We start from the raw sequence: 26,833 nt of genomic DNA, 5'->3' as shown, positions 1-26,833 counted from the left end.
CTCTGGAGGTTAAGGCGGGGATTAATCCAAAAAGTAAGAGCTTGAGGTCTTACCATGACCAGTTCCGGCCGGAATGTTTGATTCGCACAAATCTCCTTAATCTGAGAAGAGATGGAAATCTCCTCAACCTCCCGCTGTATGCCATATCGATCCTCCCCTCTCTCATAGGTTAAGCGCCTCGGAAGTCGCCAAACGTTTTATATACCTTCCGGCATGACCTCGGATCTGGGGTCCATGACATTGAATACAGGCAGATTACGGGGAAGGACACCACGGGTTGCACGTGCTGTCTGCAGGATTGGCCTGCATACAGAATCTCAATGTGTCGGACGGGTCAATGGCACGAACCCGCCGCCACCCCTCCAGTCTGCTCTCGAGGCGTCTCTCTTCCATAGAACTAGGGGAAGGCCTTCATTCTCTCAAAGGGAAAGCTTTCCGCTGTGCAAAATTTACCTGTCAATTCGGAAGCGCCCCTTTCCGTTCTCCGCACCGTTGCGGTGAAAAATGGAAGGGGCCGGATATATTGGCTCGTCCCAGCCATCCTCTCACATACCTGACATATAATTGCTGAGCGAATCCCGCAATGCAGGGAACCCATATCGGTTTAGCAAAAATCCATGGCGTCCGAAGGCTCGTCTTTATATTAAACCGGAATGGGCGCAATCACCTGGGAGGAGACAAACATCCAGGTGACCAGAGAGGCATTGACAATTGCCCCGAGGTAGATCTTCCCTGTCAGTTGAAAGAACCAGGTGGAGATCGGTATCATCATGATGAGAACAGCAATAATGTGAAACAGGTTGATCACGAATGAGACAAACATCCCGCCAGGGCCCACAAGGGGGATGAAGCCCGTGGTAAAGAGCGGTATGTACTGAATCATCAGAAAGAGGATCAGGGGGGCGACCAGGGCAAAGGTGTTGGTGAAGGACCAGGAGACAAAGGTATTGAACCAGGTCCTCTTGCGGGGTCTTCGAAGCTGGCCGTGCAGAAATATCCCCATCAGGACAAAACCGACCAGGATAAAGGGGAAGTATACGAGGCACAAGAGGGCCCGGTAGGGGGTCAGATCGCTGGCAAAGGGGAAGATGAACCTGAAATCCACGATAAAGATCTGTTCAAGGACGTGCTCGCTGAAATAGGCAAAGGCAAACAGGATGGTGGCCAGGAGAAACGTCCTTCCTATCATGGCCCCATCCAACGCAAACCGGTCTTCCCTGTAAGAGATGCCGAGATCCGCCAGGGTAAGGCCATCCTTCGCGGCCCGTTTTCTGAACCAGCGCCGGAAGATCAGAAAGCCGATGATATTGATCCAGAAAAACCACCAGACAACCCCGTTGACCATCATCATGGGAAAGACCCGGTCGATGGGCACCAGATAGATATGAACGGCAAAAAGGACAAGGATCAGGGGGAGAAAGAGCCACGTGAGCACCCCGTTGAGCCCGACGAACTTGAAATAGGTCTTGCCGGAGCAGGCGTATGATCCGGAAACAGGACCTTGAAGGGGGCTGAAAAACCGTGTCCTGAGCAGCATAAGACCTAAGGGGAGAAGCGAGGCAAAGCAGGAGAGCATGGCTATCAAGGTGGCCCACTCCTTGACCTGCCAGGTCTGCCTGTCCGGGTCGATCCAGTACCGGTCCGGGGGATGAAGGGCCTGTTTCATCCACGCCAGGGTCTCGGCGATGGCCGCGTGGCTGTGGGATTCCTGGAAGTGAATCGTACGCGGAACAAAGACCCGCCGGGCCGTACCGTCACTGAAGTTCCCGTACGTCTTTCCGAATTCCGGGTCCTTCACCGGGAAGACCTGTTTTGTCTGGGGCGTGCGCATCCATTCCGCCTCAAAATGCCGGGTTCCTGTCATCCGCTTTCGGAATTCATCCCATTTCCCAAGGATCATCAACATATTCCTGGGACGCGTCAGGGTGGCATCCAGGGTGTAGGCAAAGCCGGTGATGACCAGTGCCTTGACGGTCGGATTTGTCAGGGCCACCTCGTAGGCCATCTCAGCCCCCAGGCTGTGTCCCATCATGCCGATTGATTCGGCATTCACAAAGGGTAGAAACTTCAGATAGTTCAGGGACGTGAGGCCGCCAAAGCTTTCGTCAAAATCAGGATCCTTTGGGTCATTGGGAATACCTGAATTGCCCCTGCCGATGGCATCGATGTTGAGTACGGCAAACCCCCTTTTGGCCAGTTCGATGCAATAGGCGTCGCCCGTCTCCCGGTTGTTCTGGTACCCGTGGATGTATACGACCCCCGGAACGCGATGATCCGGTGAGGCCTCTGCGGGCACGAGAAGTTTGGCCCTAACCGCGATCCCGTTGAAATTCTCATAGGTGACATTGCTGACCGCCACGCGTCCGAAATCGGTCTGTATCAAAGACGCCACAACCACCGCCCCTGCCATGACGGCCAGACAGATGAGAAAAACCACCCATGCCTTGTTCCCATGACCCGCTTCAAAAAGACGTCGCGTATTCATCCTCTCTGCTCCTCGGAAATACACAAAAAACATCGTGATCACGTTCCAATGGCACAACGTCACCGGAACCGTTTTCAAAAGCGTTTCCTATTTGGCGATCCTGGAATACCCCCTCAAGGGGAGGATCAGGCCGAAGAAGGGGATCATGTACATGGCCGCCACGGTCGGCTCCAGGGGACCGAAAAATTCCGCTGCAAAGACGATGACCAGGACATTGTTCATGTTGCCGAAGATGATCACAGAGGCAATCCTGTCCGGAACGGGGGACCGCCAAAGGACGACCATACCCACTCCCAAATAGATCGCGCCGAGGGCGACGGCCACGCACGTGGCCTCAAGGATGGTGGCGGGATTCTGAAGGAAGAACGCCGAGTAGCTGGAAAAGACGCCCAAATTGACCATGGCAAAGATGGCCAGGGAGATGGGATAGCGTCTTCGATGGATGGATGCAAGGGCTCTCGGGGCCACGCGTTTTAGTATCTCCACGGCCAGGATAGGGATGAAAATGACCATACAGAGGGTCTGCGTCATGGCCGCGAAGGAGATCTCCACGCTCTGTCCCAACAGCACCTTGACCAGGGCCGGGAGCGTAAAAGGGACCAGAAGAGAGGAGATGACCACCACCACCAGCACGAGGTGGGCATTGGCATTGACGAGGGTCGATATGAACGGCGCCACCACACCGGTGGATATCCCTGTGATCAAGAGGGCGGCCGTGGCATAGGGGGGATAGACCGCCTTGAAGGCCAGATAGACGACCAGAGGGACCAGGATCAGTTTTAAAAAGGAGAGCCACACCAGGGTGGTGGCCCGGTCACGCACCACATCCCGAATGTCGCGGATGCTGATGGACAGAAAGCTCAGGAAGAGGAGGAGCATCATCAGATAGATCGGAAAAGGCCTGAAAAAGGAGGCCCAGTCAGGGAGGAGGATCCCGGCCAGCATGGAGAAAAAGATGACGATGACGAGGATTAAATCGTTCAGCCGAAACATGTGCGGTTTCCCATCCCCTATTCCCATTCAATGGTGCTGGGGGGTTTGGAGGAGATGTCGTAGACCACCCGGTTGACGCCCTTGACGCTGTTGATGATCCGGTTGGAGATCCGGCCCATGACCTGGTAGGGGATCTTTGACCAGTCTGCGGTCATGGCGTCCAGGCTGTCCACCACACGGACGGCGATCACGTTCTCATAGGTCCTTTCGTCGCCCATGACGCCCACCGTACGGATCGGAAGGAGGACGGCAAAGGACTGCCATACCTTTTCGTAGAGCCCCGCCATCCGGATTTCCTCGATCACAATGGCATCCGCGGCCCTCAGTATTTCGAGCCGCTCCCGGTCGATCTCGCCCAGGATCCTCACGGCAAGACCCGGTCCCGGAAAGGGCTGCCGCATAATGAGGTCCCTCGGGAGCCCCAATTCCGTACCCACCTGGCGGACCTCATCCTTAAAGAGTTCCCTGAGCGGTTCGATCAGATCCAGATTCATCACATCGGGCAGGCCCCCCACATTGTGGTGGCTCTTGATGGTGGCGGAAGGTCCTTTGAAGGAGACGCTTTCAATCACATCCGGGTAGAGGGTTCCCTGGGCCAGATATCGGGCCTCCCCCAGTTCCCTGGCCTTTGTTTCAAAAATCGCGATGAATTCCCTCCCGATAATCTTTCGCTTTTCTTCCGGATCGACAATCCCCTTTAAATGGCTCAGAAAGTGATCGGAGGCGTCCACCAAACAGAGGTCCATCCCGTAATGCTCCTGAAAGAGTTCCATGACCTCGCGGGCCTCGTCCCTTCTCATGAGGCCGTTGTCCACCAGGATGCAGGTGAGCTGGTCCCCGATGGCCCGGTGGAGGAGGACCGCGGTAACGGATGAATCCACGCCCCCTGACAGCCCGCAGATCACCCGCCCTGGGCCGATCTTCTCTCTCAGCAGGCCGACGGTTTCCTGAACAAAGGAGGCCATATCCCACGAGGGCTGGCACCCGCAGATCCTGAAGAGAAAATTCCTCAAAATCCTGGATCCCTCCGGGGTATGGGCCACCTCCGGATGGAACTGAACCCCGAACAGCCGCCTTGCCGCGTCGGCCATGGCCGCCACGGGACTGTTTTTGCTCCGTGCAAGGACCGAAAATCCCTGAGGCATCCGATCGATGCGGTCCCCGTGGCTCATCCAGACCGTCCGGCCCTCTTCCTTCCCAAGCCCGTGGAAGAGATCGCCGCTGTCTTCAATGGAGAGTGTTGCATGGCCATACTCGCGGTCGCCCGACCTTCCCACGTCCCCTCCCAGAATGTGGGTGAGGTACTGCATGCCGTAGCATATCCCCAGGATGGGGATGTTCAGTTCGAGTATCCTTCCATCGGCAAAAGGGGCGCCGTCATCATAGATGCTGGCCGGTCCCCCTGACAGGATGATCCCCTTTGGAGAAAAGCCCTGTATCGCTTCAAGGGGCATGTTGAAGGGATGGATCTCGCAGTAGACCTTGGCCTCCCGGACCCGTCTGGCAATGAGCTGGGTGTACTGGGAACCGAAGTCCAGGATGAGTATCTTCTCTGTGTAAAGGTCGGTGGTCATAAAAGTGCCTAAAGTGAGCTAAAGTGACTAAAGTGAACTAAAGTTTTGGGAGCGCAAAGATCAAAGCTGAAAAGCTCAAAGCCTTTATCAGCCGGAACTCCATCATCCAGTATCCAGTGGGAGTGGCATCAGGCCCCAGGCGTTAGGCGCAAGGCAGAAGTGGTTAAGCTACTGAGCTGTTAAGCTGTTAAGCATTCTTACCCCCCCTTATCAGCCATCAGCTATCAGCCATCAGCCAGCGCTCAGCATCCAGCAACCAGTATCCAGTATCCAGCATCCAGCATCCAGCAATCAGATCTATTCCATCCGGTAGTTGGGCGCCTCCTTGGTGATGATGACGTCGTGAACGTGGCTCTCATGAAGTCCAGCGGCCGTAATCTGGATAAACTCCGGATCGGTCTGAAGTTCCGCGATGTTGCTGCATCCCAAATAGCCCATGCCCGCCTTCAGGCCGCCCACCAATTGATAGATGGTGTCCATGAGAGGGCCGCGATAGGGGACCCTTCCCACAATTCCCTCCGGGACCAGTTTCTTGTCTATCTCCACCTGCTCTTGAAAATACCGGTCCCGGCTCCCTTCTCTCATGGCCTCCAGGGAGCCCATCCCTCGATACACCTTGTAAGTGCGTCCCTGAAAAAGGATGGTCTCTCCAGGGCTTTCCTCCGTCCCTGCGAACAGGCCCCCGATCATGACCGCGGAGGCCCCTCCGGCCATGGCCTTGGTAATATCGCCCGAAAATTTGATGCCCCCGTCCGCCAGCACGGGAATACCCGATTTTCCGGCCTGACCCGCACAGTCCATGATGGCCGTCATCTGAGGAACGCCCACCCCGGCCACCACCCGGGTGGTGCAAATGGAACCGGGCCCTACCCCCACCTTGACGCAATCCGCCCCCGCATCGATGAGGGCCTGGGCGCCCCTGGCCGTGGCCACATTTCCCGCGATCAGCTCAAGACCGGGAAACGTGCTTCTCGCAATTTCCACGGCCCTGAGCACCATTTCCGAATGACCGTGGGCCGTGTCGATGACCACCACATCCGCCGAAGCCTTTCTAAGACCCTCAATCCGCGCTTCCATATCCGGCCCGACGCCCACCGCGGCCCCTACCCTCAGGCGTCCGAGATCATCCTTACAGGCATGGGGGTACTTCTTTATCTTCTCAATATCCTTTATGGTGATCAACCCTTCAAGTTTGCCGTTGTCGTCCACCACCAGGAGCTTTTCGATGCGCCGTTCGTGAAGAATCGCCTTGGATTCTTCCAGGGTAATTCCGACCTTGGCGGTGACAAGATTCTCTTTTGTCATCACCGATTCAACCGACTGGTCCAGGTTGGTCTCAAACCTCAGGTCCCTGTTGGTAATAATGCCGACCAGGTTCTCCCCTTTTACCACCGGTACCCCTGAAATCTTATATTTACTCATGATGTCAATCACATCCTGAATTCTCCGCTCCGGCTCGATGGTGATGGGATCGACAATCATGCCGCTCTCTGATTTTTTCACCTTTTCAACTTCAAGGGCCTGCCGTTCGATGCTCATATTTTTGTGAATGAATCCGATGCCCCCCTGTCGGGCGATGGTGATAGCGGTCTGGGACTCTGTTACCGTGTCCATCGCCGCACTCACAATGGGGATATTCAGGCGGATATTCCGCGATAATCGCGTCTTGACATCCACCTCGGTCGGCAACACCGAAGAGCGTGCCGGAACCAGAATCAAATCATCGAATGTATAGCCGAACCGAATATCCTTTTTGCGCATTTGTTCCTCCTTACTGCATTTCGTCAAACAGTGTCCATCAAAAGCCCTTCCAGCAGATCGGACATGCTGACCACCAGCTGGGATTTCCCCAGGAATTTCATAATGCCGATGATCGCAAGGGATCCTGCAACGATTACATCTGCACGTCCGGGATCCAGACCGAGACGCCCTACCCTCTCCGCGGTTGTCAGGATTCTCATCTTTGCCAGGCAGGTCTCCAGTTGCGGCAGGGTCACCATCAGGCCATTGACCCTGTCAGGTCCGATGGCATCCCCCTCGATTTTGTGAACCATGGCGGCAAGGGTGGTGATGCTTCCCCCGGTCCCCACCACCAGGGGGGCCCCGGTGATATCTGATTCCACAGGGTTGAGGCGTTGTTCAACCTCACCCGATATGGCGACCAGATCGCCCTCTGCCGGCGGATCGGATCGGATGAATCTTCCGGTCAGAACGCCCGCGCCCAAAGATATTGAGGTCGCCCTCAGCTCCCCTCCCATGTTCCGAAGAAACTCCGTGGTCCCACCGCCCAGATCAAAAACAAGGTACGGGCCGCTGATATTCAGTGCGGCGCAGGCGCCCTTTCCACTGAGCAGGGCCTCTTTTTCCCCAGATACGAGTTCTATGGGGATACCGGTCTGTTGGTGAAGGTGAGCAAGGAACCGGTGGCCATGGATCGCATCCCTGATGATGCCGGTTGCCACGGCATGGACCTGGCTGACGTGGTAATCGGCCATCAGCCGGGAAAAACCGCGCAGGGCCTCCAAAGCCCGTTCCGCGGCTGCGGGACCGATGTCATGTTCGCCTGCGGGATCGCGATCGGCAGCAAGACGGATATATGCCCGTTGTCTGAGGAGAGGCGTCCATCCCCACGACGAAGACCCCGACCTTTGGGCAATCAAAAGCCTCGCGGTATGGCTGCCCAGATCAATTGATGCAACTGCCTGTGTCATCTGCTGAGGATGGTATCAAATGGGGAAATGTTTTTCAACAGGGTCTGACTTCTAACAGAGATTAAGGCGTCTGTCAATCCGCGACCGCTACTCATCAGAATAAAGATGAACCGCGTTCAAAAACTTCCTTGACAAATATCCTTTTTTTTCTGTAAAGGGGAGGGTACGTTTCACGCTCCCACATAATTATAAACTCCCTTTCTCGCGGGGTAAGATATGGTGAATCAATGCCACCCGAGATCTTCAGCCCAGCGCCTTATCGTCAAGGGAATGCCGTGAACCCGGTTCGTTTGATGGAGGACCTCCGCTTCTTACCCGTGAATACGGAACATGAATAAACCGTCTTGATTTACTGCCTCGTTTCGTTCGCCAAAAGACCCGGCAGAAAGACCCCCAGCACTGAGGAAACAGGAGAATGGAAGTTAAAACCGAACGGACGATCGCTTACGGCCTCGCAGCCGTTTTGCTTGTGGTGGGAATCATCTGTTATACGGCCTTTGCCCAGAAAGCGCCTGAACAGCCGGTAAGAATCATGTTTAAAAATACCGGGGGGAATGTTCTGTTCGATCATAAAGAACATCTGTCCGAATCAGGATACGGCTTTGCCTGCGACGACTGCCACCACGACATTGAAGAGGAAGGGGATAAACCGGCTTCATGCGGAGAATGTCATATCGCCGACAGCGACGACATCCCGAAACGATCCGATGTCCTTCATACCCAGTGTAAAGGTTGTCACGACGAGAGCGGGGGGCCGGTGGACTGTGCAGAGTGTCATGCCATGTAGGGGATTGGGAATTGGGGGATTACGGAATTCAGGGATTAAGGGATAGGGGGCAGCAGGAGGCAGAAATGATCAAAAAACCGTTTTTCGGTCTGATGAAACCCAGGTTGACGTACTCAGGGGTTGATGATATCGGGCACGATATTCAAGAAATCCCTCCTCCGGACAGGCTGTTCCTTTCCCTCGAATGCAAGAAAGAGGATATGCAGGACCTCACCGTCTCCATCGGTACTGAAGTCAGAACCGGTCAGAGGGTAAGGCCCTTTTCAACCCTGGATGTCTATCTGACCTCACCTGCAACAGGGGTGATTTCCGATATCACCCTTGAAACCGGGGCCTTCGACCAATCCCATCTTTTATTTTCCATCCAGGCCGGACAGAGAGATAACTGGGATGCTGAATTCGAACAGGCCGGAATGACACCGGACGCTGAAAATGCCCTCTCCTTTTTCTCGGCCCTTCCCGGGATTTCTGATTTGAGGTCCCTCATCCGGGGAAAACATCCCCTCCAGACCATTGTGGTCAGCGGCCTGGATACGGATCTGCTGGTTGTCACAAACCAGCTCAGTCTAAAGACCGGGGCCGAACATCTGGCCCAAGGAATCGATTGTCTCGAGAAAATTACCGGTGTTAAAAAAGTGATCATGGCCGTTCCTCCATCCCTCCGGTCTGAAGGTGAAAAGGGCGGCGTTGAGGTGAGGGTCATTGAACCGGCATATCCCAATGCCGCCCCCAGACTGCTGATCAAGCAGATCCTCGGCATCACGGTGCCGGCATCCGGTCATCTTAAAGATCTGGAGGTCGGCGTTCTCGGTGTACAGTCGGTGATCGCCCTGGGACAGGCCTTTGCCGAGGGGAAGCCGCCCATATCCAGGGTGCTGACGGTCATCGACAAAGAAAACCGCCCCACAGGGGTTCGCGCTCGAATAGGAACGCCGGTCCGGCACATTCTGGACGCCCTCCATATCACTCCCACAGAGGGCGATCGTCTGGTCTTCGGCGGTCCCATGTCAGGCCGGGGGGTCTACTCCGCAGAGACGCCCATCGGCACGGATACGGATGCCATCTTGGTGCAGGACAAGGCCATGGTAATTGCCACATCCAGCGATCCCTGCATCAACTGCGGAGAGTGCGTGAGGGCCTGCCCCGCCGATTTGCCCGTCAATATGCTTATCCGTCTTCTCGAGAACGGCCTGTATGAAGAGGCGGCTCAGCAATACGACCTCCTTTCGTGCATTGAATGCGGCCTCTGCAGCTACGTATGCATCATGCGAATCCCCATATCTCATTACATCATGCTCGGGAAGCATGAACTTGCTTTATCCGGATATCTGGAGGAATCCAATGGATAGCCAAACCCTCTTTGTCAGTTCCCACGCCCCATATTGGCACGATGGAAGCAGGCTCTCAGCGAAGAACTACCATATCATGGCAGCCGCGCTTCCTGCGGTCGTCATGGGGATCTACCGGTATGGGGCGCCTGCCCTCGGGGTGGTGGCCCTCTCTGTTTCCGCAGCCATGATATGGGAACTGGTCATGAATTTTGTAATGAAACGGCCGGTCAGCATCGGAGACGGCAGCGCCGCTCTCATAGGTCTTCTTTTTGCCATGCTCCTCCCGGCGACCGCCCCATGGTGGGTCGTGGTGTTGGGCGCCTTTATGGCCATTGTGGTGGGCAAACAGATTTATGGGGGAATCGGCTGCAATCCCCTCAACCCCACCCTTGTGGCCGTTGCGATTATCTTTCTCTCATGGAAAGGCCTCTTGGACTTTGATGAGGCCCTGGTGAATTACGACCTTGGATTTTCCATGGCATATCCACTGGCTGCGCTCAAGTATTTCGGAACGCCGGCCATATCGGAGTATACGGTGGCCGGGCTTTTCATGGGACAATCTTCCGGGGCCATCGGCGCCACGTTCGGCCTCGGCCTCATTGCCGGAGGGATCTATCTGATCCTTCGCGGGATGATCCGGTGGGAAATATCCCTCTCTTTCCTGGTCGGGGTCTTTGTAACGGCACTCCTGTTCAACCTGGCAGACGCTGAAACCTATGCAGGTCCCCTGTTTCATCTCTTGACCGGGTATACCCTGATCGGCGCCTTTTTCCTGTCCACTGAAGATTCCTCATCTCCCGTAAACTTCGTTCCGATGTTGATATACGGGGCGTGCGCCGGCATCCTCACGGTGATGATCCGCAATATCGGCGCGTTCGTGGATGGGACCGTCTTTGCCATCCTCATGATGAATGTTGCCAACCCGCTTCTGGACAAAATCCGGCCTAAGGCCTTGGGAAGGGGATAACCCATGCGTGAAATGCTGAAACTCTTTATCGCGGTGGTGGTGTTCAGCGCTCTATCGGGCGGTGTTCTGGCGGCTATCCAGAATGTCACCAAGGAGAGAATTGAATATCAGCAGCTTAAGTTCGTCAAAGGCCCCACGATCAAGCAAATCATGGAAGGCTCCTCAAACGATCCCCTCATGGATCGTCTGAAGCTGGTGGATGAGTCCAGGGAGATGAATTTTTTCATCGGAAAATTTGAAGGCAAACCCGACGCGGTTGCGTTTGAGACCTTTGGAAAGGGTTATGGGGGCACCATCGGCGTTATCGTCGGCGTGGACCTGGAGAATGATCAGATCATCGGAATCGGGGTCACCACTCACAGTGAAACCCCCGGCGTGGGGTCCCGGGCCAAGACCGACCCTGCTTTTGCCGATCAATTCAAAGGATTATCCATCTCTGAGCCTTTAAAAGTGAAGGCCGACGGCGGGCAGATCGACGCCCTCAGCGGGGCGACCATCTCTTCCCGGGGGGTCACCGGCGCGGTGGTCGAGGCAGGAGAGATCTATCAAAGGCTGAAACCCACTCTCGTGGAAAAGATCAAACAGTATCAAGGCTAAGGAGATCGCCGGCTATGGCAAAAACGGTCGTTCAGGAATTCACAAAAGGGCTGTGGGCTGAGATCCCGCCGTTTCGCCTTGTCCTCGGGCTATGCCCCACCCTGGCAGTGACCAAGAGCGTGGAAAACGGCATCGGCATGGGCGTGGCCACCACCTTCGTGCTGGTCTGTTCCAACATCCTCATCTCTCTGCTCAGGAATATCATACCCAAAAAGGTCAGGATTGCCTGTTACATCGTGGTGATTGCCACCTTTGTCACTGTAGTGGAACTGGTGATGCAGGCCTTTGCCTATCCCCTCTTCCTGAAACTCGGGATATTCATCCCCCTCATCGTGGTCAACTGCATTGTCCTGGGGCGTGCAGAGGCCTTTGCCTCCAAGAACGGCATGACGGCATCCCTTGCGGACGGCCTCGGCATCGGGCTCGGATTCACACTCTCTTTGGCCGCCCTTGCCATGGTGCGGGAGGTCCTCGGAAACGGAACCTTTTATAACATCCCGGTATTCGGCCCCTCGTTTGAACCCTTTTCCTTTATGGTGCAGGCCCCGGGGGCCTTTGTCTGCCTGGGACTCATGCTGTGCTTGATGAACATCTTGGGAAAGAAGTAGGAGTACGCAATGACAGATTATATCCTGCTGGTCGTAAGCTGCATCTTCGTCAACAACATCCTTCTGATGCAGTACCTGGGGAACTGTCCCTTTCTGGGGGTTTCCAAAAGGATGGAGACCGCCGTCGGCATGGGGATGGCCGTGGTATTTGTGCTGGTGATGGCCGGCGCCATCACCTGGATCGTCGACTCCCTCCTCCTGAAGACCTTTGGTCTTGAATACCTGCGGACCCTCTCATTTATTCTGGTCATTGCCTCCCTTGTCCAATTCGTGGAGATGTTTCTCAGAAAGAGCATCCCCGCACTTTATTCGGGGCTCGGGATATTCCTCCCCCTGATCACCACAAATTGCGCGGTGATGGGGGTCTGTCTCATCAACATCATGGAGGAATACAGCTTCTTGCAGACCCTTGTCACCTCCTTCAGCTATGCAGTTGGGTTCGGCCTGGCCCTCGTCCTGTTTGCCGGGATCCGGGAAAGAATCATCCTGGCAAGGGTCCCGAAGCCGCTTCAGGACACCTCCATCGGCCTTGTCACGGCCGGGATGCTCTCCCTCGCCTTCTTCGCGTTCAAGGGGATGGTGTAGGGTTGACGAACGATAATTGAGACCTAACTTGCAACCAGCGACGCAAAGGGAAGTCTGGTCTTTGCGTTAAAGATCCATAATCGATTCAACCATTCAATCATTCAACAATTCGACGATTCCCGGAGGAGAACCATGTTAGGGGGTTTTTTAGTAATAGGGGGGCTGGGCGTAGTGATCGGCGTGGGCCTGGCCCTGGCCTCAAAGATATTCTACGTCTACGTGGATCCCAAGATCGAGGCAGTGGAAGACGCCCTGCCCGGGGCCAACTGCGGCGGGTGCGGATATCCCGGCTGCAGTGCCAATGCCGTGGCCATTGTGGGTGGAAAATCCTCGCCCGCATCCTGCGTGGCAGGGGGGCCCGATGTGGCGGCCCAGATTGCAGAGGTCCTGGGCGTCGAAATCACCTTGAAAGAGCCGGATATCTCCAGACCGGGGTGCTATTACGGGGTCCAGGACGCAGATGTCAAATACCTCTACCAGGGAATCAATGACTGCCGGGCCGCGGCGCTGCTGGACGGAGGGGCCAAGATCTGCCCCATCGGATGTCTCGGTCTGGGGACCTGCGTCCGGGCATGTCCGTTCGACGCCCTCTCCATGGGCCCGGATAACCTCCCGGTGGTGGACACGGAACGCTGCACCGGATGCGGCACCTGCGAACGGCTCTGCCCCAAACATATCATTACCCTGACCTCCACATCCGAACGAATGATCGGCGAGTATGTCACGGACGAGTGCACGGCGCCCTGCCAGAGGGACTGCCCGACAGGGATCAACATTCCCGCCTTTATCCAGGAGATCCGGAACAACAATTACGAGTCTGCCCTTGCCATTATCAAGGAGAAATGTCCTCTGCCGCTCATATGCGGGTATATATGCCCTGCCCCATGCGAACTGGCGTGCAGGCGGAATCTGGTCGACGAGGCCATCGCCATCAACCCGCTCAAACGGTTTGTCTCGGATTATGAGATGCAGACCGGGAAACACCTCACCCCCTTCAAGGCCCCGGGCAGCGGTCAGAAGATCGCCATTGTGGGCGGCGGCGCCGAAGGTCTTACCCTCAGTTATTACCTGGCAAGGCTCAGCTATCACCCCACGATCTTTGAGGCCAAGCCCCAGCTGGGAGGCATCCTCCGATATGTGATTGCCGAAGACAGGCTCCCCCGAAAGGTCCTGGATCATGAGATAGAGGGAATCCTCGAAACCGGGGTGGAAGCCAGGACCAACATGCGCATGGGTCACGATTTTGATCTCCAGTCTTTGTTTGAAGAAGGGTTCGACGTCATCGCCCTCACCAAGGGCGGATTTGACAGCAGACAGATCTTGAAGCCGGATCCCAGCGGTTACGATGCATCGGTGCCCAGCGTTTTTACCATGCTCGATTTCATCTATTCCCTTTCCAAAGGAAAAAACATTCGTGAGAGCCGAAGGGTGGTCATTATTCACAGCGGCCTGGAAGGCCTCGAACTGGCGCGGAAATGCAGGGATATGGGGGCGCAGAAGGTCACCATTGTATCCAGCCTGAAGGCACACGAACTTCCCATAGAGCTGCAGGACGCCAAGAGACTCACCGCCGAGGGGATCATTGTCCGGCCCTCCACCATTGTCACCTCCCTGCGGGGCATTTCACGACGGCTGGTACGGGTCGCGATTGAAGAAACAGACCCCATCGGCGAACTCCCCGAGGAAACGATGACCATCCGCGCCGATACCCTGATTCTCGCGGCTGGACGCCTTCCTGAATTCGTATTCGTTCGGTCCGAGGAGGCCGAAGGTCTCGAACCGGGAGAGATCGCATGGGAAACCATTGAGAGCTTTCGGACCTTTCCCGGTGGAAACGACGGCATCTGCACACCGCCTGAACCGGGACGGATCAGTGATTCTTCCGCTGTGGTCAAGTCCCTCCTTTCGGGCCGAAGACTCACGCGGGCCATCCACCGCTATCTTACCGACGGTACGATCCCGCCCATTCAACACCTGGTATGCGAGGCGGACGCCGTCCTCGATGTGAGAGAAGTCCATGATGTCTCCCCATCCGAAAGAGAACGTCCGGATATCCTGGATGTGACCGGCGACAGCAAGAGGGCCTGGATATTCCCCAGTGAATATCCAGGTCTGAATGAAGCCTCCGCAAAAAAAGAGGCCGAACGATGTCTGAGATGCGGTCTCATATGCTATCGGAAGCAGAAGTAGGGATTGGGGGAATTGAGGAAGTTCAGGAATTGAGGAATTCAGGAATTGTTAAAACCCGGTACGGACGCCTGCCGTTAGATTGATTGTGAGTTTGCGGGCCTTGGCCCGCAACCCGGAGAGGAAAAATGCCCGAAAACATCATCACCATTGACGGACGTCAATTGGAATTTGAACCTGAAGAGACCATCCTCGAAGTTGCAAGACGTAACGGGATCTTCATCCCCACCCTCTGCCATATCAAAGGGGCCCGGCCCACCGGGGCATGCAGGATATGCGTGGTGGCGGTTGAAGGGGCACGCGCCCTCCTGCCTGCCTGTGCCACCCCCGCAGCCCCGAAGATGGTGGTCCATACCCATTCGCCAGCGGTCATTGAGGCAAGAAGAACCATCATCACCCTCCTTCTCCAATCCGGGAATCATAACTGCGCCATCGCCACCAACAGGTCCCAGGACTGGACCTCCTTTCAGCAGCAGGTGGCGGACTATGACCAGAGTGAAGACCTATGCCCGGCCCACAGCGCCTGTAACCTGCAGGCCTATGCCTATAAATACCAGGTGGATACCACCGGCTTTGTGAGGGCCAAGACCGACTATCCGATGGAGATGGCGAGCCCGCTCATTATCAGGGATTTTTCCCGATGCATCCTTTGCGGTCGCTGCGTGGAGGCCTGCAACACAATTCAGGTCAACAATGCCATCGCCCACGGGTTCAGAGGCGCCAGGGCCAAGATCGTCGCCATGGGAAATGACAATCTTCAACGTTCGGATTGCGTCTTCTGCGGGGAGTGCATCCAGGCATGCCCGGTCGCCGCGTTGGTTGAAACCAAGAGCCGCTACAAGATACGTCCCTGGGAAGCCCGTCATGTGAGAACCACCTGCCATTATTGCGGCGTCGGATGTCAACTGGATCTGCATATCAAAGATGACAAAATCATGAAGGTCACCGGTGTTGAGGACGCCCGGCCCAACCAGGGAAGGCTCTGCGTCAAGGGACGGTTCGGCTATGATTTTGTACAGAGCCCGGACCGCCTGACCGTCCCCATGATCCGGGAACAAGGGCGGCTCAGAGACGCCTCGTGGTCTGAAGCCCTCGATCTGGTGGTATCAAAGATACAGGAAATAACAGGTAAGGACGGCCCCGATGCCGTTGCCGGCATCTGTTCCGCCAAATCAACCAATGAGGCCCTCTACCTGATGCAGAAACTCTTTCGGGCGGGGATCGGCACCAACAACCTTGCCTCCCCCTTTGCCGCCTCAGGCCTCAATAATCCCCTTGCCGAACTGGAAAAGGCCAAGTGCATCTTCCTGATAGGATCGGACATCACCGAAGAAAACCCGGTAGCGGGCACCTTTGTCAAACGGGCCGCCAAGAGCGGCTGCAAACTGATCGTGGCCGACTCACGCCCCACCAAGATTACGACCTTTGCCACGGTTCCCCTGTTGCTGAGGGAGGGATCGGAATCGGTCCTGGTCAACGGCATCATTCAGGAACTGATCTCGCGCGGTAGGTCATGTGCCGACGGTATCCGGGAAATCGCCTCCAGCTTCTCCATGGACAAGGTCATGGAGGCCACCGGCCTTACAGAGGACCAGATCAAGACAGCCGTTGACTCCCTCGATATGGAAGAACCGGCCATGTTGGTCTACGGCTCCAGAGTGGCATCCTTTGCCAGGACCTTTGTCCGGCTGCAGGAGACTTTGGGCAACTTAGGGGTGGAATGCGGGGGCGTCAACTACCTGGGGGATCTCAACAATTCCCAGGGCGCCTGCGACATGGGATTCCTGCCCGCATTTCTCCCGGGCTATCAACCGGTGGAAGACGAAAAGGCCCGTAAGCCGTTTGAGGAGGCCTGGGGAACCGACCTTCCGGAGAAACCGGGATTGACCTTTGCGCAGATGATCAAGAACATGGGCGGCGCACCCGGTGAGGGAGAAAAAAAGATCCGCCTGCTGTATTGCGTGGGTGAAAACCTCGCCATCGCCCGGCCCGCCATGCCCGACATTACCGCAGCCCTGGAATCGGTCGACTTCTTAGTGGTTCAGGACATCCTGAACAACGAGACCCTGGAGCATGCGGACGTGGTGTTCCCTGCGGCCGCATGGTCGGAAGAAACCGGTACCTATACCAACTGCGAGCGGAGGGTCAGCCTCATGCGTCGGGCCGTTCCCAGTCCGGGCGAGGCAAAGCCCGAGTCATGGATACTCACCCAACTGGCCAATCGCCTGGGTCTTCACTGGGAGCATGAAACCAACCAGAGTATCTGGGAAAATGAAATCATAAAGCTTGTGCCCTTCCTCAAAGGGATCACCTATGACCGTCTGGAACATGGTGGAATCCGGTGGGCAATGCCCGATCCTAAAGCCTTCGGGATCACGGATTTTGCGGATGTCAAATCGCCTCTCCGCCGGCCGGGGTGGACATCTTTCAACTACCATCATCGTACGCTCCTGGAGCAGTGTGAAGGGCTGCTCGAATCGATCCCCCGCACCAAAGCGATGCCGGAGTTTGAACCCCCGGGCGATCCGGAAGAGGTCAGGGAAAAATTCGTCCAACTCCTTGAAGAAGAAGAGAAACCAGAGGCCAAAAAAGAGATCGACACCATACTGGCCACTTACAAAGACCACAGGGGAGGCCTGATTCCTGTGCTTCAACAGGTCCAGGGCATCCTGGGATTCCTCCCCATCAATGCCCAGCACTATATCGCCTTAGGGCTGGGCATACCGTCGTCGGACGTCTTCGGCGTGGTATCGTTCTATTCCTTTTTCACCATGGTGCCCCGAGGCAAACACATCATCCGCGTCTGTCTGGGAACCGCCTGCTTTGTGAAGGGGTCCGGAAAACTGCTGGACGTTCTCCATCGTCACCTCAAGGTGGACGTGGGGGAGACGACGGAAGACAGGGAATACTCACTGGAGGTCGTCAGATGCATCGGGGCCTGCGGGCTGGCCCCTGTCATGGTCATTGACGAAGAGACCCATGGTCAGGTGGATCCCTCCAAAATCATCGGGCTCGTAGAAGCCGTCAGAGGGACAACGTAGGCAGTAGGCAATAGGGAGTAGGGAGTAGGCAGTAGGCAGTAAGCAGTAAGCAGTTATGATGGGATGGGGTCTATCCAAGATGACGCTAAGAGAGATCGTTGAAAAGCTGCAATTGACCGTCACGACCGGCGCCGGTCTCCTGGATCGGGAGGTGAAGGGAGGCTATGTAAGCGATCTCATGAGCGATGTCATGGCCAATGCCGGCGAGGGGGCCCTCTGGGTGACGCTTCAGATCCATCAGAATATCGTGGCCGTGGCGGTCATGAAATCCCTTGCCGGAATTGTCCTGATCAACGGCCGGGTCCCGGAGCCGGAAACCGTGCAAAAGGCAGAGGCGGAAGGAATCCCTATCTTGGTCACGGACATGCCCGCATTTGAATTGGCGGGGAGACTCTTTGCACTGGGGGTTTCCGGAGGGTGATCCCGTCAGGAGGGTCCAGGGGCCGGCGTGGGGGAAAATGGTGACATATCCTTGAGAGTGCTGCTGGCTGACCTGCACATTCATACCTGCCTTTCTCCCTGCGCCACCCTTGATATGACGCCCTGTAAGATTGTTAAAGCGGCACTGAAAAAGAGATTGGACATCATCGGCATTACCGATCATAACAGCGCCGAAAACACCGCGGCGGTAATGGCCGCGGCAAGAGGTACCGGGCTGACCGTCATCCCGGGAATGGAAATTACGACCTCGGAAGAGGTGCACATTATCGGCCTGTTCGAGGATATCGATGGTGCGCTGGCCATGCAGACCCTGGTCTACGACCGTCTCCAACCGGGAGAAAACGACGAGGACCTCTTCGGCATGCAGGTGGTTGCCAACGAGTTTGACGAGGTAGAGGGGATGAACACCCGGCTTCTCATCGGTGCCACCCGGATGCACATCGATCAGGTAATTGACGGCATCCACCACATGAAGGGTCTGGCCGTGGCGGCCCATATCGACCGCGAGGCCTTTAGTGTTCTGGGTCAGTTGGGCTTTATCCCGGAGTATCTGAACCTGGATGCCCTGGAGATTTCAAGGAGAATGACCCTGGGACAGGGACGACGGCTGTTCAGCCATATAGAGGGATTCCCCTTTATTACATCATCGGATGCCCACGACCTCGAAGATATCGGGACCCGGCCGACCGCTTTCCGGATGGCAGGATCCGAACTGCCGGAACTGGGATATGCGCTCAAGGGAACCGGGGGACGGGGGATTGAGTATTGAGGAATCCAGGGATTGAGGAATTGAGGGATTAAAGGATTGATTGAGGAATTCCTAAATTCCTGAATTCTTAAATTTTTAATTCGTTTATGCAGGATCTATCGCTTCACATATTGGACATTGCGGAAAATGCAACACGGGCCGGGGCCACGCTCATTGAAATCGACATCTCGGAGGACATCGGCAAAGACCTCCTGAAAATACGCATTCAAGACAACGGGAGGGGCATGGACCCGGAGACGCTTAAAGGGGCGACCGATCCCTTTGTGACCACCCGGACGACCCGTCGCGTGGGGATGGGCCTGCCGTTGCTGAAGCAGGCCGCAAGAGAGACCGGCGGCGATCTTCTATTGACATCTGAATCAGGAAAGGGAACCAGGGTCCTTGCGACCTTTCAGAAAAGTCATATCGACCGCAGACCATTGGGGGATATGGGCGCCACCCTGATAACCCTTATCATGGGGAACCCTGACCTGGACTTCGTATACAGATCCAACCTTCGAGAACAGGAGGTGGAGGTGGATACGCGCTCCATTAGAAAGGCGCTGAATAGCACCGTGCGCATCACCGATCCCGCGGTTATCCGACTCATACGGGATCTCTTCAGTAAGAGAGTGGATTGAAGCGGAGGCAGAAAATGGCAAAACTCAAGGTGGAAGACCTCAAGAGAATCAAGGAATCCATGAAAGGAACGGTCAATCTCAGGCAGGGAGACTACCGCGTGAAGATCACCGTCCACATGGGCACGTGCGGCATTGCGGCAGGGGCCAGGACGCTCATGTCCGCGCTGCTCGAGAAGCTGGAGAAAAGCGGGGCAACCGATATTATCCTGACATCTTCCGGATGCGCGGGGTTGTGCAATCATGAGCCGATGATCACGGTTGAGGTAAAGGAGGCCGCCCCGGTAAAATATGTGAAGCTCGACCCTGACAAGGTGGACAGGATCTTTGATGAGCATGTGATAGGAGGCCACCCGGTTGCGGAATACGCGCTTTCTGTCGGAAGCGAGACCACGTATTGAGGATTGAGGGATTGAGGAATTGAGGAATTTGGAAATTTAGGGATTCAGGAATTTGGAGATCCAGGAATTTAGGAATTTAATGATTCAGGAATTCGGGAATTTATTGATTAAGCAAATGTTTGCTGTTTAATCCGTCAATTCCTCAATTCCTTAATTCCTCAATTCGGAATCTACGAGGCGTTTTTATGGAAAAAAAGTATCGCGTTCACCTGATGGTATGCGCAGGGACCAGCTGCGTATCGAGCGGTTCCCTTGACGTGAGAGATGCCCTGGTGGAGGAAGTCAACAAGAATGGACTGCAGGACGAGGTCTTTATTGCCACCACCGGCTGTAACGGTTTCTGTGCGGCCGGTCCATTGATGATCGCCTATCCCGACAAGATATTCTATCAGAAGCTCAAGGTGGAGGACGTCCCCTATTTTGTTGAGGAATATCTGGTCAAGGGACGTGTGGTCAAAGAGCATCTCTTCGAAAGTCCGGAAGCTGCCGAGGCCATCCCGAAGATTTCAGATATCGGATTTTTCAGCCGCCAGGTCCTGGTGGCCCTGAAAAACAGGGGGCTGATAGATCCCGACAATATCGATGAATATATCGCCAGAGACGGGTACACGGGGGCTGCCAAGGCCCTTCTGGAAATGACCCCGGAGGAGATCGTTGAAGAGATGAAGACCTCCGGGCTCAGGGGTCGCGGCGGGGCAGGCTTTCCTACAGGTCTCAAGTGGCAGTTCTGCGCCGCAGCAACAGGCAGTCCCAAATATATGCTCTGCAATGCGGACGAAGGAGACCCGGGCGCCTTCATGGACCGATCCATACTTGAAAGCGATCCCCACTCTGTCCTGGAGGGGATGATCATCGGGGCCAAGGCCATCGGCTCTCATCATGGGTATATCTATGTGCGGGCCGAGTACCCCTTGGCCATCACACGGCTCCAGACCGCCATCAGACAGGCCAAGGAATACGGTCTCCTGGGTGAAGACATCCTGGGCTCCGGGTTCAACATGGAAATCGACCTCTATTTCGGGGCCGGGGCCTTTGTGTGCGGTGAAGAGACCGCCCTGATGCGCTCCATCGAAGGGCAGAGGGGCATGCCGCGGCCCAGGCCGCCGTTTCCCGCCAACAAGGGGCTCTGGGACAAGCCATCGGTCCTGAACAATGTGGAGACCCTGGCCAATGTCCCGCAGATCATCTACCGGGGCGCCAACTGGTTCAACAGCCTGGGCACGGAAAAGAGCAAGGGCACCAAGGTGTTTGCCCTGAGCGGCCGGGTCCGCAACATCGGCCTCATTGAAGTGCCCATGGGCACCCCCCTCCGGTCCATCATCTATGACATCGGCGGCGGCATCCCCGACGGCAAGAAATTCAAGGCGGTCCAGCTGGGCGGGCCTTCGGGCGGGTGCATCCCCGCACATCTGCTGGATACCCCGGTGGATTACGAGAACATCGCCAAGACAGGCGCCATTGTCGGTTCCGGCGGGATGGTGGTCATGGATGAAACCTCCTGCATGGTGGATGTGGCCCGGTTTTTTGTGGACTTTACCACAGACGAATCGTGCGGGAAATGCACCCCCTGCCGGGAAGGAAGCCGGCAGCTCCTCTGGATCCTGGAAAGGATCTGCCAGGGCCAGGGCGTTCCGGAAGACCTGGATCGTCTTGAAAAGCTGGCCAAGGTCCTTCAGGCAGCCTCCCTCTGCGGGCTGGGCCAGACCGTGCCCAACCCGGTCCTGAGTACCCTCAGATACTTCCGGCATGAGTACGAGGCCCATATTTACGACAAACACTGTCCCACAGGGACGTGCAAACGACTGAGCGCCCCCCCGTGCCAGTCCACCTGTCCCACCGGCCAGGATGTCGCCACCTATGTCGCCCTCATCGGTCAGGGCGAATTCGACAAGGCCTGGGAGATCATTCGAAAGGAGAACCCGCTCCCCATGGTCCTGGGCCGGATCTGTCCTCACCCGTGCGAGAGCAAATGCAAACGGGGGGAAACCGACAAACCCATCAGCATCTGTGCCCTCAAACGCTTTGCAGCCGACAGAAACCGTGACAAATTGAAAGAGATCCAACCTGCCCTGGTACGCTATCCTCAGGACAAGGTGGCGGTGATCGGTTCAGGTCCCGCGGGCCTTTCCACGGCCCACGATCTCACCCTCAAGGGCTATCCCGTCACCATATTCGAAGAACTCCCCGTGGCCGGAGGGATGCTTCGTGTAGGCATCCCCGAATACCGGCTCCCCAGGGATGTATTGAATGACGAAATCGATGCGATCCGGCGTCTCGGAGTGGACATACGGCTCGGCGTAAGGGTGGGGCGGGATATCAGTATAGACGAGTTGAAAGACCAGGGGTACAAGGCCTTTTTCCTGGGCATCGGGGCCCACAAAGGCCTCAAGCTCCGCATCCCCGGGGAGGATGAATTCGAGGGGTTTATGGACGCCGTCGCGTTCCTGAGAAAGGTCAACCTGGGAGACAGGAAGGCCCCCGGGAAAAAGGTATGCGTGATCGGGGCCGGAAACTCGGCCATCGATGCGGCCCGGACATCCCTTCGCCTTGGCGCGGAAGAGGTCCACATCGTCTATCGCCGCCAGCGGGAACAGATGCCGGCCAACCCGGCGGAAGTGGACGCGGCGGATGAGGAAGGGATCCATATCGACCTGTTGACCTCTCCGGTTCGCATCCTCGGAAAAGACGGCAAGGTGGTGGGCATGGAGTGCATCCGCAATGAACTGGGAGAGCCCGATAAGAGCGGCCGGCGCAGGCCGGTCCCCGTAAAGGGTTCGGAATTCGTCATTGAAGCGGATGTGATCATCCCCGCCATCAGCCAGCAGGCGGACCTTTCTTTTCTAAAAGAAGACCCCCAATTTCATATTACCCGGTGGAACTCATTTGAAGTGGATGAAAAGACCCTGGCCACCAATGTCCCGGGATTCTTCGCAGGGGGTGATGCCGTTACCGGACCGGCGACCGTGGTCCAGGCAGTGGGTGCAGGGCATAGGGCGGCCGTATCCATCGACTGTTATCTCCGCGGAAAACCGTTTAAGGGCTACTGGTATCCCAAGCCCCACCTGATGGTGGATCGGCTTGAATTGACCGAAGCGGATGAAAAGCTGGTGCGGCCCGTCATGGCCGAACTCCCGGTAAAGGAACGGGTCCACAACTTCAAAGAGGTGGAATTGGGCCTCGATGAACAAAGCGCTTGTCTGGAGGCCCGTCGCTGCCTCCGATGCGATCTCTAAGAATCCGATGGGAAAGGGCATATTGTTCCGAAATCGGATAGGCCCATCTTCCCGAGCCCCTGGATCCATCTTTTTGGTCCGGACCACACCCGATTCAGAGGGCTATTCAGCGCATCATCTCAAAGTTGACGAGGAATGATCTGAAAAAGTGACTGTCATAGAAAATAAACAACTCACGCTGTCCGAAATAAAAGAAGTCTTGCGTGCCAAGATATTTGCAGGGGAGGACAAGCCGGACATCACTGTCAAGGCAGGCACCGCAAGCGATCTCATGAGCGATATGCTCACAGGGAAGACCAGCGGTGTGGTGCTGCTGACGGGCCTCTGCAATGTGCAGGTCATACGCACCGCTGTGATTGCGGACGTTTCAGCAGTGATACTGGTAAGGGGTAAACGGCCGACGCAGGAGATGATTCATCAGGCCACGGAGCACGGACTGCCGCTCCTCTCAACGCCTTTTACCATGTTTACCTCCTGCGGAAGGTTGTGTGCAAAAGGACTTAGAGGCGTTGAGGAGAAGGCGCCCGCCCCGGCCGTTCCTCCCTATGGGTGCTGATGGACGGCCCCCGGTTCCGCCATCCGCGGCGATACAGGTACCCCGAGACAACCGCTTCCAGCCTCTCAAAAGATGGGAAAGGAGACAGTTCCCGGGTCTAATTGCCGATACATTCCAAGAGTGCGGGCAAATTGATCGTTCCATGTCCGATTGTATGGTGCGACATTGAAATTCTTATCAGAATTCGTGAAACCAGGAGGCTTGCTTAAGAAGTACACTGTCAAAGCCAGGGACTTCGTGAAGGCTGGGGAAGGATCCATTCGGATTCAGAGATTCCTCAAGTTTATCGGCTTTGATGCAGGCCTCATCCGTCGCATTTCCATCTGCGCCTATGAAGCGGAAATGAATGTGGTCATGCATGGCGGAGATGGCGAATTGAGGCTGCTGGTGGACCCGAAAACGATCATTCTTGATGTCATGGACAACGGTCCTGGAATCCCAGACATTGAACTGGCGCTCCAGGAGGGGTATTCCACAGCCTCGCCGGAGGACAGGGAGATGGGCTTCGGAGCGGGGATGGGCCTCCCCAATATAAAGAAAAATGCCGATTCCCTTGACATCCGGTCGAGCAACGGGAAAGGCGCCCATTTGACCATGTATTTTGAGGTACATACCGGATGACGGCCAAGGCAGTCCAGGACAAGGAACCCGTACGGTATATGCAGACCGATGAATCTCTCTGCAACGGGTGTGTCCTCTGCATGAAGGCATGCCCTACCAAGGCCATCCGCATCAGGGAGGGGAAGGCCCGCATCGAGGGGGTCTGCATTGACTGCTGTGAATGCGTTCGTGTCTGCCCGAGAGGGGCCATCCAGGCGATTACTTCCGAGAGTCTTGACTTAACGGAAAAAGACAACATCATCGTCAGCCCTTCCACGGTCCTATACTCGCAATTCGGAGAAGAGGTTCTGCCCAATGATGTCCTCCTGGGCCTCAAGCGGATGGGTTTCGGCTATATCCACGATCAATCCTACACCAGTGAAATCTTCAATCTGGCCGTGGAGCTCTATATCAAGGAAAACCGGGACAAACCGGATGCCCCCCTCCCCTTCATATCCCCTGTCTGCCCGGTGGTGGTCAGCCTCATCGCCTACCGTTTTCAATCTCTGCTGAAACATATCCCCCCCCTGATCACCCCCCGGGAGATTGTGGCCAGGGAGGGCAAAAAGCGATTGGCCGCACGATACGGTCGTGATGCCGACACCTTCAAAGTTCTTCACATCACGCCCTGCCCCTCCAAGATGATCTGCATGAAAGAATCCATCCTGCAGGAGCATTCCTATCTGGATGCGGCCATCGGGATCAACACCATTTACGGGGAGCTCAAAAAAAATATTCACGATGTGGAGGATGATATCGTCCTGCACCACTCCGGCGGCATCGGACTGAGCTGGGGCATGTCCGGGGGTGAGATTTCAGGGGTGGAGCTGAACTGCCTGGCGGTCTCAGGTCTCCAGGAGACCATCCGTTACCTGGAAAAGATCGAGATCGGCCTCCTCGCAGATATCGATTATGTGGAATTCCGGGCATGCACAGAAGGATGTCTTGGCGGCCCCTTCACGGTAATGGACAAATATCAGGGGAAAAGACACCTTCAGAAGCTCGTCCGGATGTTCGGGGTGGAAAAGCAGGTCAAGCATGGGTACGTGAAAAAACTCTATGACAAGGGCTGGTTTTTCACCGATAAGAGGGCATCCCATGAAGAAGCAATCACGCATTTATCTACCGTCGATATCGCCAGCGGAATTGAGAGGCTGAAACGGATCGAGGAAATTTTGAAACTCCTTCCGCGAAAGGAATGCGGGGCCTGCGGCTGCCCTGACTGTGCGACCTTTGCGGAAGATGTGGCAGATGGAAAAGATTCCATTCAAAGCTGCATTTTCTGGCGGGATCAAAAGAAGAAGGGGGCCCTTGGACCGGATAAAGCCATGCGCCCGTCGCGGGGATAAGCGGAAAAATCGCTATCTCACCGGATGCGATAAGGGAAAAGGGACAGAGGCTATTCCTGATCCTTCCCCGGATAAGGCAAATCTGAACGAAGCAGGATGCGTGTCATACGGGGCCGCAACCCCCTCTGGGCACGGGCCGACCTGTCGAGACGTTTCAAGGCATAGAAGGCAATGCCCATACCGAGACATCCCCCTGCAATGGAAGCAAACGTCGGATTGATAGCAAATGCCCCGCCTACAGCCCCCCCTAGAACAGCGCCTCCAATAAGGGCCGCCACAGGAAGAAGATAGACAAGAATGGAGAGGAGGAGGAACGAACCGGAGGGGATGCTGATCTCGATGCGATCCCCCTTTCCGGCCCCCAGATTGTTGGCGACTTCGATGATCATGTCTTTGCCAGAGGCCTCGTGGCACGAGTCCCGTGATTGACAGCTCGCGCACGCAGAGGATTTCTCAACCCGGACCGACGCCTTCTGGCCGGACACCTTGTCAACAACGCCTTGTTCGATGATCATGGAAACCCTGTCCCGTCAAGAATGTCCACATGAGATTTGACAACACTCGCTGTTTCGGGTTAAAAAGCGCACACAATAAATGCCTAAAGCGGATACCCGCAACCAAGGTGGCTCTCGAGTGACCTTTTATTATCAAGGGGGTTCGATGTTGCCAGACATCTGGAATGTTGGAATACTGGAATAATGGAAGGTTGGGAAAGGAACCTGGATCACCCAGGAAAGGTTTTTTTCTTTAAACCCATTATTCCATCATTCCACACTTCCATTATTCCAAATTGAAGACGTCACCCTCTCACAATCATCTTCTTGCTTTTCGCGACAGAAAATCTGGCGATAAGTGCCTAAAGTTGACGGTCTCGTAAAAAGTCAGAACTCAATCAAGCCGCCATTATGAGCATATGCTCATAATGGCGAACGGATAAAGTGTAAGTTTTTTCCTTTCGGTTCCAAGCATCTAAAAAATGCTCTTTGACAACATAAATAACG

The 26,833-nt window shown here is 55.7% G+C and carries 22 protein-coding genes; 16 read left to right on the top strand and 6 right to left on the bottom strand.

What is annotated here, in order from left to right; all coding sequences use genetic code 11:
- Window positions 1-643: 643 nt before the first annotated feature.
- The 5 genes from K9N21_21305 to K9N21_21285 form a co-directional block, all read right to left on the bottom strand.
- Entirely contained in the window at window positions 644-2,485 is a 1,842-nt protein-coding gene (locus K9N21_21305) for an alpha/beta hydrolase (GenBank protein MCF8146453.1), read from the bottom strand.
- An 87-nt stretch (window positions 2,486-2,572) separates the two neighbouring features.
- Window positions 2,573-3,478, bottom strand: coding sequence for a bile acid:sodium symporter (locus K9N21_21300; GenBank protein ID MCF8146452.1), 906 nt, complete (start codon window positions 3,476-3,478; stop codon window positions 2,573-2,575).
- A 17-nt stretch (window positions 3,479-3,495) separates the two neighbouring features.
- Window positions 3,496-5,052, bottom strand: coding sequence for a glutamine-hydrolyzing GMP synthase (gene guaA / locus K9N21_21295; protein MCF8146451.1), 1,557 nt, complete (start codon window positions 5,050-5,052; stop codon window positions 3,496-3,498).
- 297 nt (window positions 5,053-5,349) lie between these two features.
- Window positions 5,350-6,813 (bottom strand): IMP dehydrogenase, encoded by a 1,464-nt coding sequence (gene guaB / locus K9N21_21290; GenBank protein ID MCF8146450.1) that lies wholly within the window; start codon window positions 6,811-6,813, stop codon window positions 5,350-5,352.
- 23 nt (window positions 6,814-6,836) lie between these two features.
- A complete protein-coding gene (locus K9N21_21285) occupies window positions 6,837-7,763 on the bottom strand; it encodes a hypothetical protein (protein MCF8146449.1) in 927 nt (308 codons plus the stop codon).
- Window positions 7,764-8,178: 415 nt separating this feature from the next.
- On the opposite strand from K9N21_21285, the gene K9N21_21280 reads away from it, so the two are divergent.
- The 16 genes from K9N21_21280 to K9N21_21205 all read left to right on the top strand — a co-directional run bounded on the left by K9N21_21280 (window position 8,179) and on the right by K9N21_21205 (window position 25,832).
- On the top strand, window positions 8,179-8,550 hold the full coding sequence (locus tag K9N21_21280) for a cytochrome c family protein (protein ID MCF8146448.1): 372 nt from the start codon (window positions 8,179-8,181) through the stop codon (window positions 8,548-8,550).
- Between the two features lie 65 nt (window positions 8,551-8,615).
- A complete protein-coding gene (locus tag K9N21_21275; GenBank protein ID MCF8146447.1) occupies window positions 8,616-9,899 on the top strand; it encodes a 4Fe-4S dicluster domain-containing protein in 1,284 nt (427 codons plus the stop codon).
- Window positions 9,892-10,848, top strand: coding sequence for an RnfABCDGE type electron transport complex subunit D (locus K9N21_21270; GenBank protein MCF8146446.1), 957 nt, complete (start codon window positions 9,892-9,894; stop codon window positions 10,846-10,848). Before K9N21_21275 ends, K9N21_21270 begins: the two co-directional genes overlap by 8 nt.
- Window positions 10,849-10,851: 3 nt before the next feature.
- Complete coding sequence (locus tag K9N21_21265; GenBank protein ID MCF8146445.1) at window positions 10,852-11,445, top strand: RnfABCDGE type electron transport complex subunit G; 594 nt, start codon at window positions 10,852-10,854, stop codon at window positions 11,443-11,445.
- Between the two features lie 14 nt (window positions 11,446-11,459).
- A complete protein-coding gene (locus K9N21_21260) occupies window positions 11,460-12,053 on the top strand; it encodes an electron transport complex subunit E (protein ID MCF8146444.1) in 594 nt (197 codons plus the stop codon).
- Window positions 12,054-12,062: 9 nt separating this feature from the next.
- Window positions 12,063-12,638 carry an electron transport complex subunit RsxA gene (rsxA, locus tag K9N21_21255; protein ID MCF8146443.1) on the top strand — a complete coding sequence of 192 codons (576 nt, stop codon included), beginning with the start codon at window positions 12,063-12,065 and terminating at the stop codon, window positions 12,636-12,638.
- A gap of 132 nt (window positions 12,639-12,770) precedes the next feature.
- Complete coding sequence (locus K9N21_21250) at window positions 12,771-14,828, top strand: 4Fe-4S binding protein (GenBank protein MCF8146442.1); 2,058 nt, start codon at window positions 12,771-12,773, stop codon at window positions 14,826-14,828.
- 125 nt (window positions 14,829-14,953) lie between these two features.
- The gene (locus K9N21_21245) at window positions 14,954-17,866 is read left to right on the top strand and encodes a molybdopterin-dependent oxidoreductase (GenBank protein ID MCF8146441.1); all 2,913 of its coding nucleotides are present in this window, start codon (window positions 14,954-14,956) and stop codon (window positions 17,864-17,866) included.
- A gap of 79 nt (window positions 17,867-17,945) precedes the next feature.
- On the top strand, window positions 17,946-18,287 hold the full coding sequence (locus K9N21_21240) for a serine kinase (protein MCF8146440.1): 342 nt from the start codon (window positions 17,946-17,948) through the stop codon (window positions 18,285-18,287).
- Between the two features lie 27 nt (window positions 18,288-18,314).
- A complete protein-coding gene (locus tag K9N21_21235; GenBank protein MCF8146439.1) occupies window positions 18,315-19,076 on the top strand; it encodes a PHP domain-containing protein in 762 nt (253 codons plus the stop codon).
- An 86-nt stretch (window positions 19,077-19,162) separates the two neighbouring features.
- Entirely contained in the window at window positions 19,163-19,696 is a 534-nt protein-coding gene (locus K9N21_21230; GenBank protein ID MCF8146438.1) for an ATP-binding protein, read from the top strand.
- 14 nt (window positions 19,697-19,710) lie between these two features.
- On the top strand, window positions 19,711-20,094 hold the full coding sequence (locus K9N21_21225; GenBank protein MCF8146437.1) for a (2Fe-2S) ferredoxin domain-containing protein: 384 nt from the start codon (window positions 19,711-19,713) through the stop codon (window positions 20,092-20,094).
- A 185-nt stretch (window positions 20,095-20,279) separates the two neighbouring features.
- Window positions 20,280-23,327: an NADH-quinone oxidoreductase subunit NuoF gene (gene nuoF / locus K9N21_21220; GenBank protein MCF8146436.1), complete on the top strand. Its 3,048-nt coding sequence runs from the start codon at window positions 20,280-20,282 to the stop codon at window positions 23,325-23,327.
- Between the two features lie 148 nt (window positions 23,328-23,475).
- Window positions 23,476-23,883 (top strand): hypothetical protein, encoded by a 408-nt coding sequence (locus tag K9N21_21215; GenBank protein MCF8146435.1) that lies wholly within the window; start codon window positions 23,476-23,478, stop codon window positions 23,881-23,883.
- 201 nt (window positions 23,884-24,084) lie between these two features.
- A complete protein-coding gene (locus K9N21_21210) occupies window positions 24,085-24,504 on the top strand; it encodes an ATP-binding protein (protein MCF8146434.1) in 420 nt (139 codons plus the stop codon).
- Window positions 24,501-25,832 carry a 4Fe-4S binding protein gene (locus K9N21_21205; protein ID MCF8146433.1) on the top strand — a complete coding sequence of 444 codons (1,332 nt, stop codon included), beginning with the start codon at window positions 24,501-24,503 and terminating at the stop codon, window positions 25,830-25,832. The genes K9N21_21210 and K9N21_21205 overlap by 4 nt, the downstream gene beginning before the upstream one ends.
- 50 nt (window positions 25,833-25,882) lie before the next feature.
- Here the strand turns inward: K9N21_21205 and K9N21_21200 are convergent, their stop codons facing one another.
- Entirely contained in the window at window positions 25,883-26,347 is a 465-nt protein-coding gene (locus tag K9N21_21200; GenBank protein ID MCF8146432.1) for a SoxR reducing system RseC family protein, read from the bottom strand.
- Between the last annotated feature and the right edge of the window lie 486 nt (window positions 26,348-26,833).

This window comes from Deltaproteobacteria bacterium (assembly GCA_021737785.1).
Taxonomy (GTDB): Bacteria; Desulfobacterota; DSM-4660; order Desulfatiglandales; family Desulfatiglandaceae; genus AUK324.
The sequence above is the reverse complement of the archived record's forward strand: the minus strand, read 5'-3'. Positions and strand labels throughout refer to the sequence as shown.

Coding starts and splice junctions, on each gene's coding strand:
- K9N21_21240 (MCF8146440.1), top strand. CDS start 17,946: ATGACGCTAAGAGAGATCGTTGAAAAGCTGCAATTGACCGTCACGACC.
- K9N21_21300 (MCF8146452.1), bottom strand. CDS start 3,478: ATGTTTCGGCTGAACGATTTAATCCTCGTCATCGTCATCTTTTTCTCC.
- K9N21_21275 (MCF8146447.1), top strand. CDS start 8,616: ATGATCAAAAAACCGTTTTTCGGTCTGATGAAACCCAGGTTGACGTAC.
- nuoF (MCF8146436.1), top strand. CDS start 20,280: ATGGAAAAAAAGTATCGCGTTCACCTGATGGTATGCGCAGGGACCAGC.
- K9N21_21260 (MCF8146444.1), top strand. CDS start 11,460: ATGGCAAAAACGGTCGTTCAGGAATTCACAAAAGGGCTGTGGGCTGAG.
- K9N21_21245 (MCF8146441.1), top strand. CDS start 14,954: ATGCCCGAAAACATCATCACCATTGACGGACGTCAATTGGAATTTGAA.
- K9N21_21200 (MCF8146432.1), bottom strand. CDS start 26,347: ATGATCATCGAACAAGGCGTTGTTGACAAGGTGTCCGGCCAGAAGGCG.
- K9N21_21250 (MCF8146442.1), top strand. CDS start 12,771: ATGTTAGGGGGTTTTTTAGTAATAGGGGGGCTGGGCGTAGTGATCGGC.
- K9N21_21205 (MCF8146433.1), top strand. CDS start 24,501: ATGACGGCCAAGGCAGTCCAGGACAAGGAACCCGTACGGTATATGCAG.
- K9N21_21305 (MCF8146453.1), bottom strand. CDS start 2,485: ATGAATACGCGACGTCTTTTTGAAGCGGGTCATGGGAACAAGGCATGG.
- guaA (MCF8146451.1), bottom strand. CDS start 5,052: ATGACCACCGACCTTTACACAGAGAAGATACTCATCCTGGACTTCGGT.
- K9N21_21270 (MCF8146446.1), top strand. CDS start 9,892: ATGGATAGCCAAACCCTCTTTGTCAGTTCCCACGCCCCATATTGGCAC.
- guaB (MCF8146450.1), bottom strand. CDS start 6,813: ATGCGCAAAAAGGATATTCGGTTCGGCTATACATTCGATGATTTGATT.
- K9N21_21265 (MCF8146445.1), top strand. CDS start 10,852: ATGCGTGAAATGCTGAAACTCTTTATCGCGGTGGTGGTGTTCAGCGCT.
- K9N21_21225 (MCF8146437.1), top strand. CDS start 19,711: ATGGCAAAACTCAAGGTGGAAGACCTCAAGAGAATCAAGGAATCCATG.
- K9N21_21285 (MCF8146449.1), bottom strand. CDS start 7,763: ATGACACAGGCAGTTGCATCAATTGATCTGGGCAGCCATACCGCGAGG.
- K9N21_21230 (MCF8146438.1), top strand. CDS start 19,163: ATGCAGGATCTATCGCTTCACATATTGGACATTGCGGAAAATGCAACA.
- rsxA (MCF8146443.1), top strand. CDS start 12,063: ATGACAGATTATATCCTGCTGGTCGTAAGCTGCATCTTCGTCAACAAC.
- K9N21_21280 (MCF8146448.1), top strand. CDS start 8,179: ATGGAAGTTAAAACCGAACGGACGATCGCTTACGGCCTCGCAGCCGTT.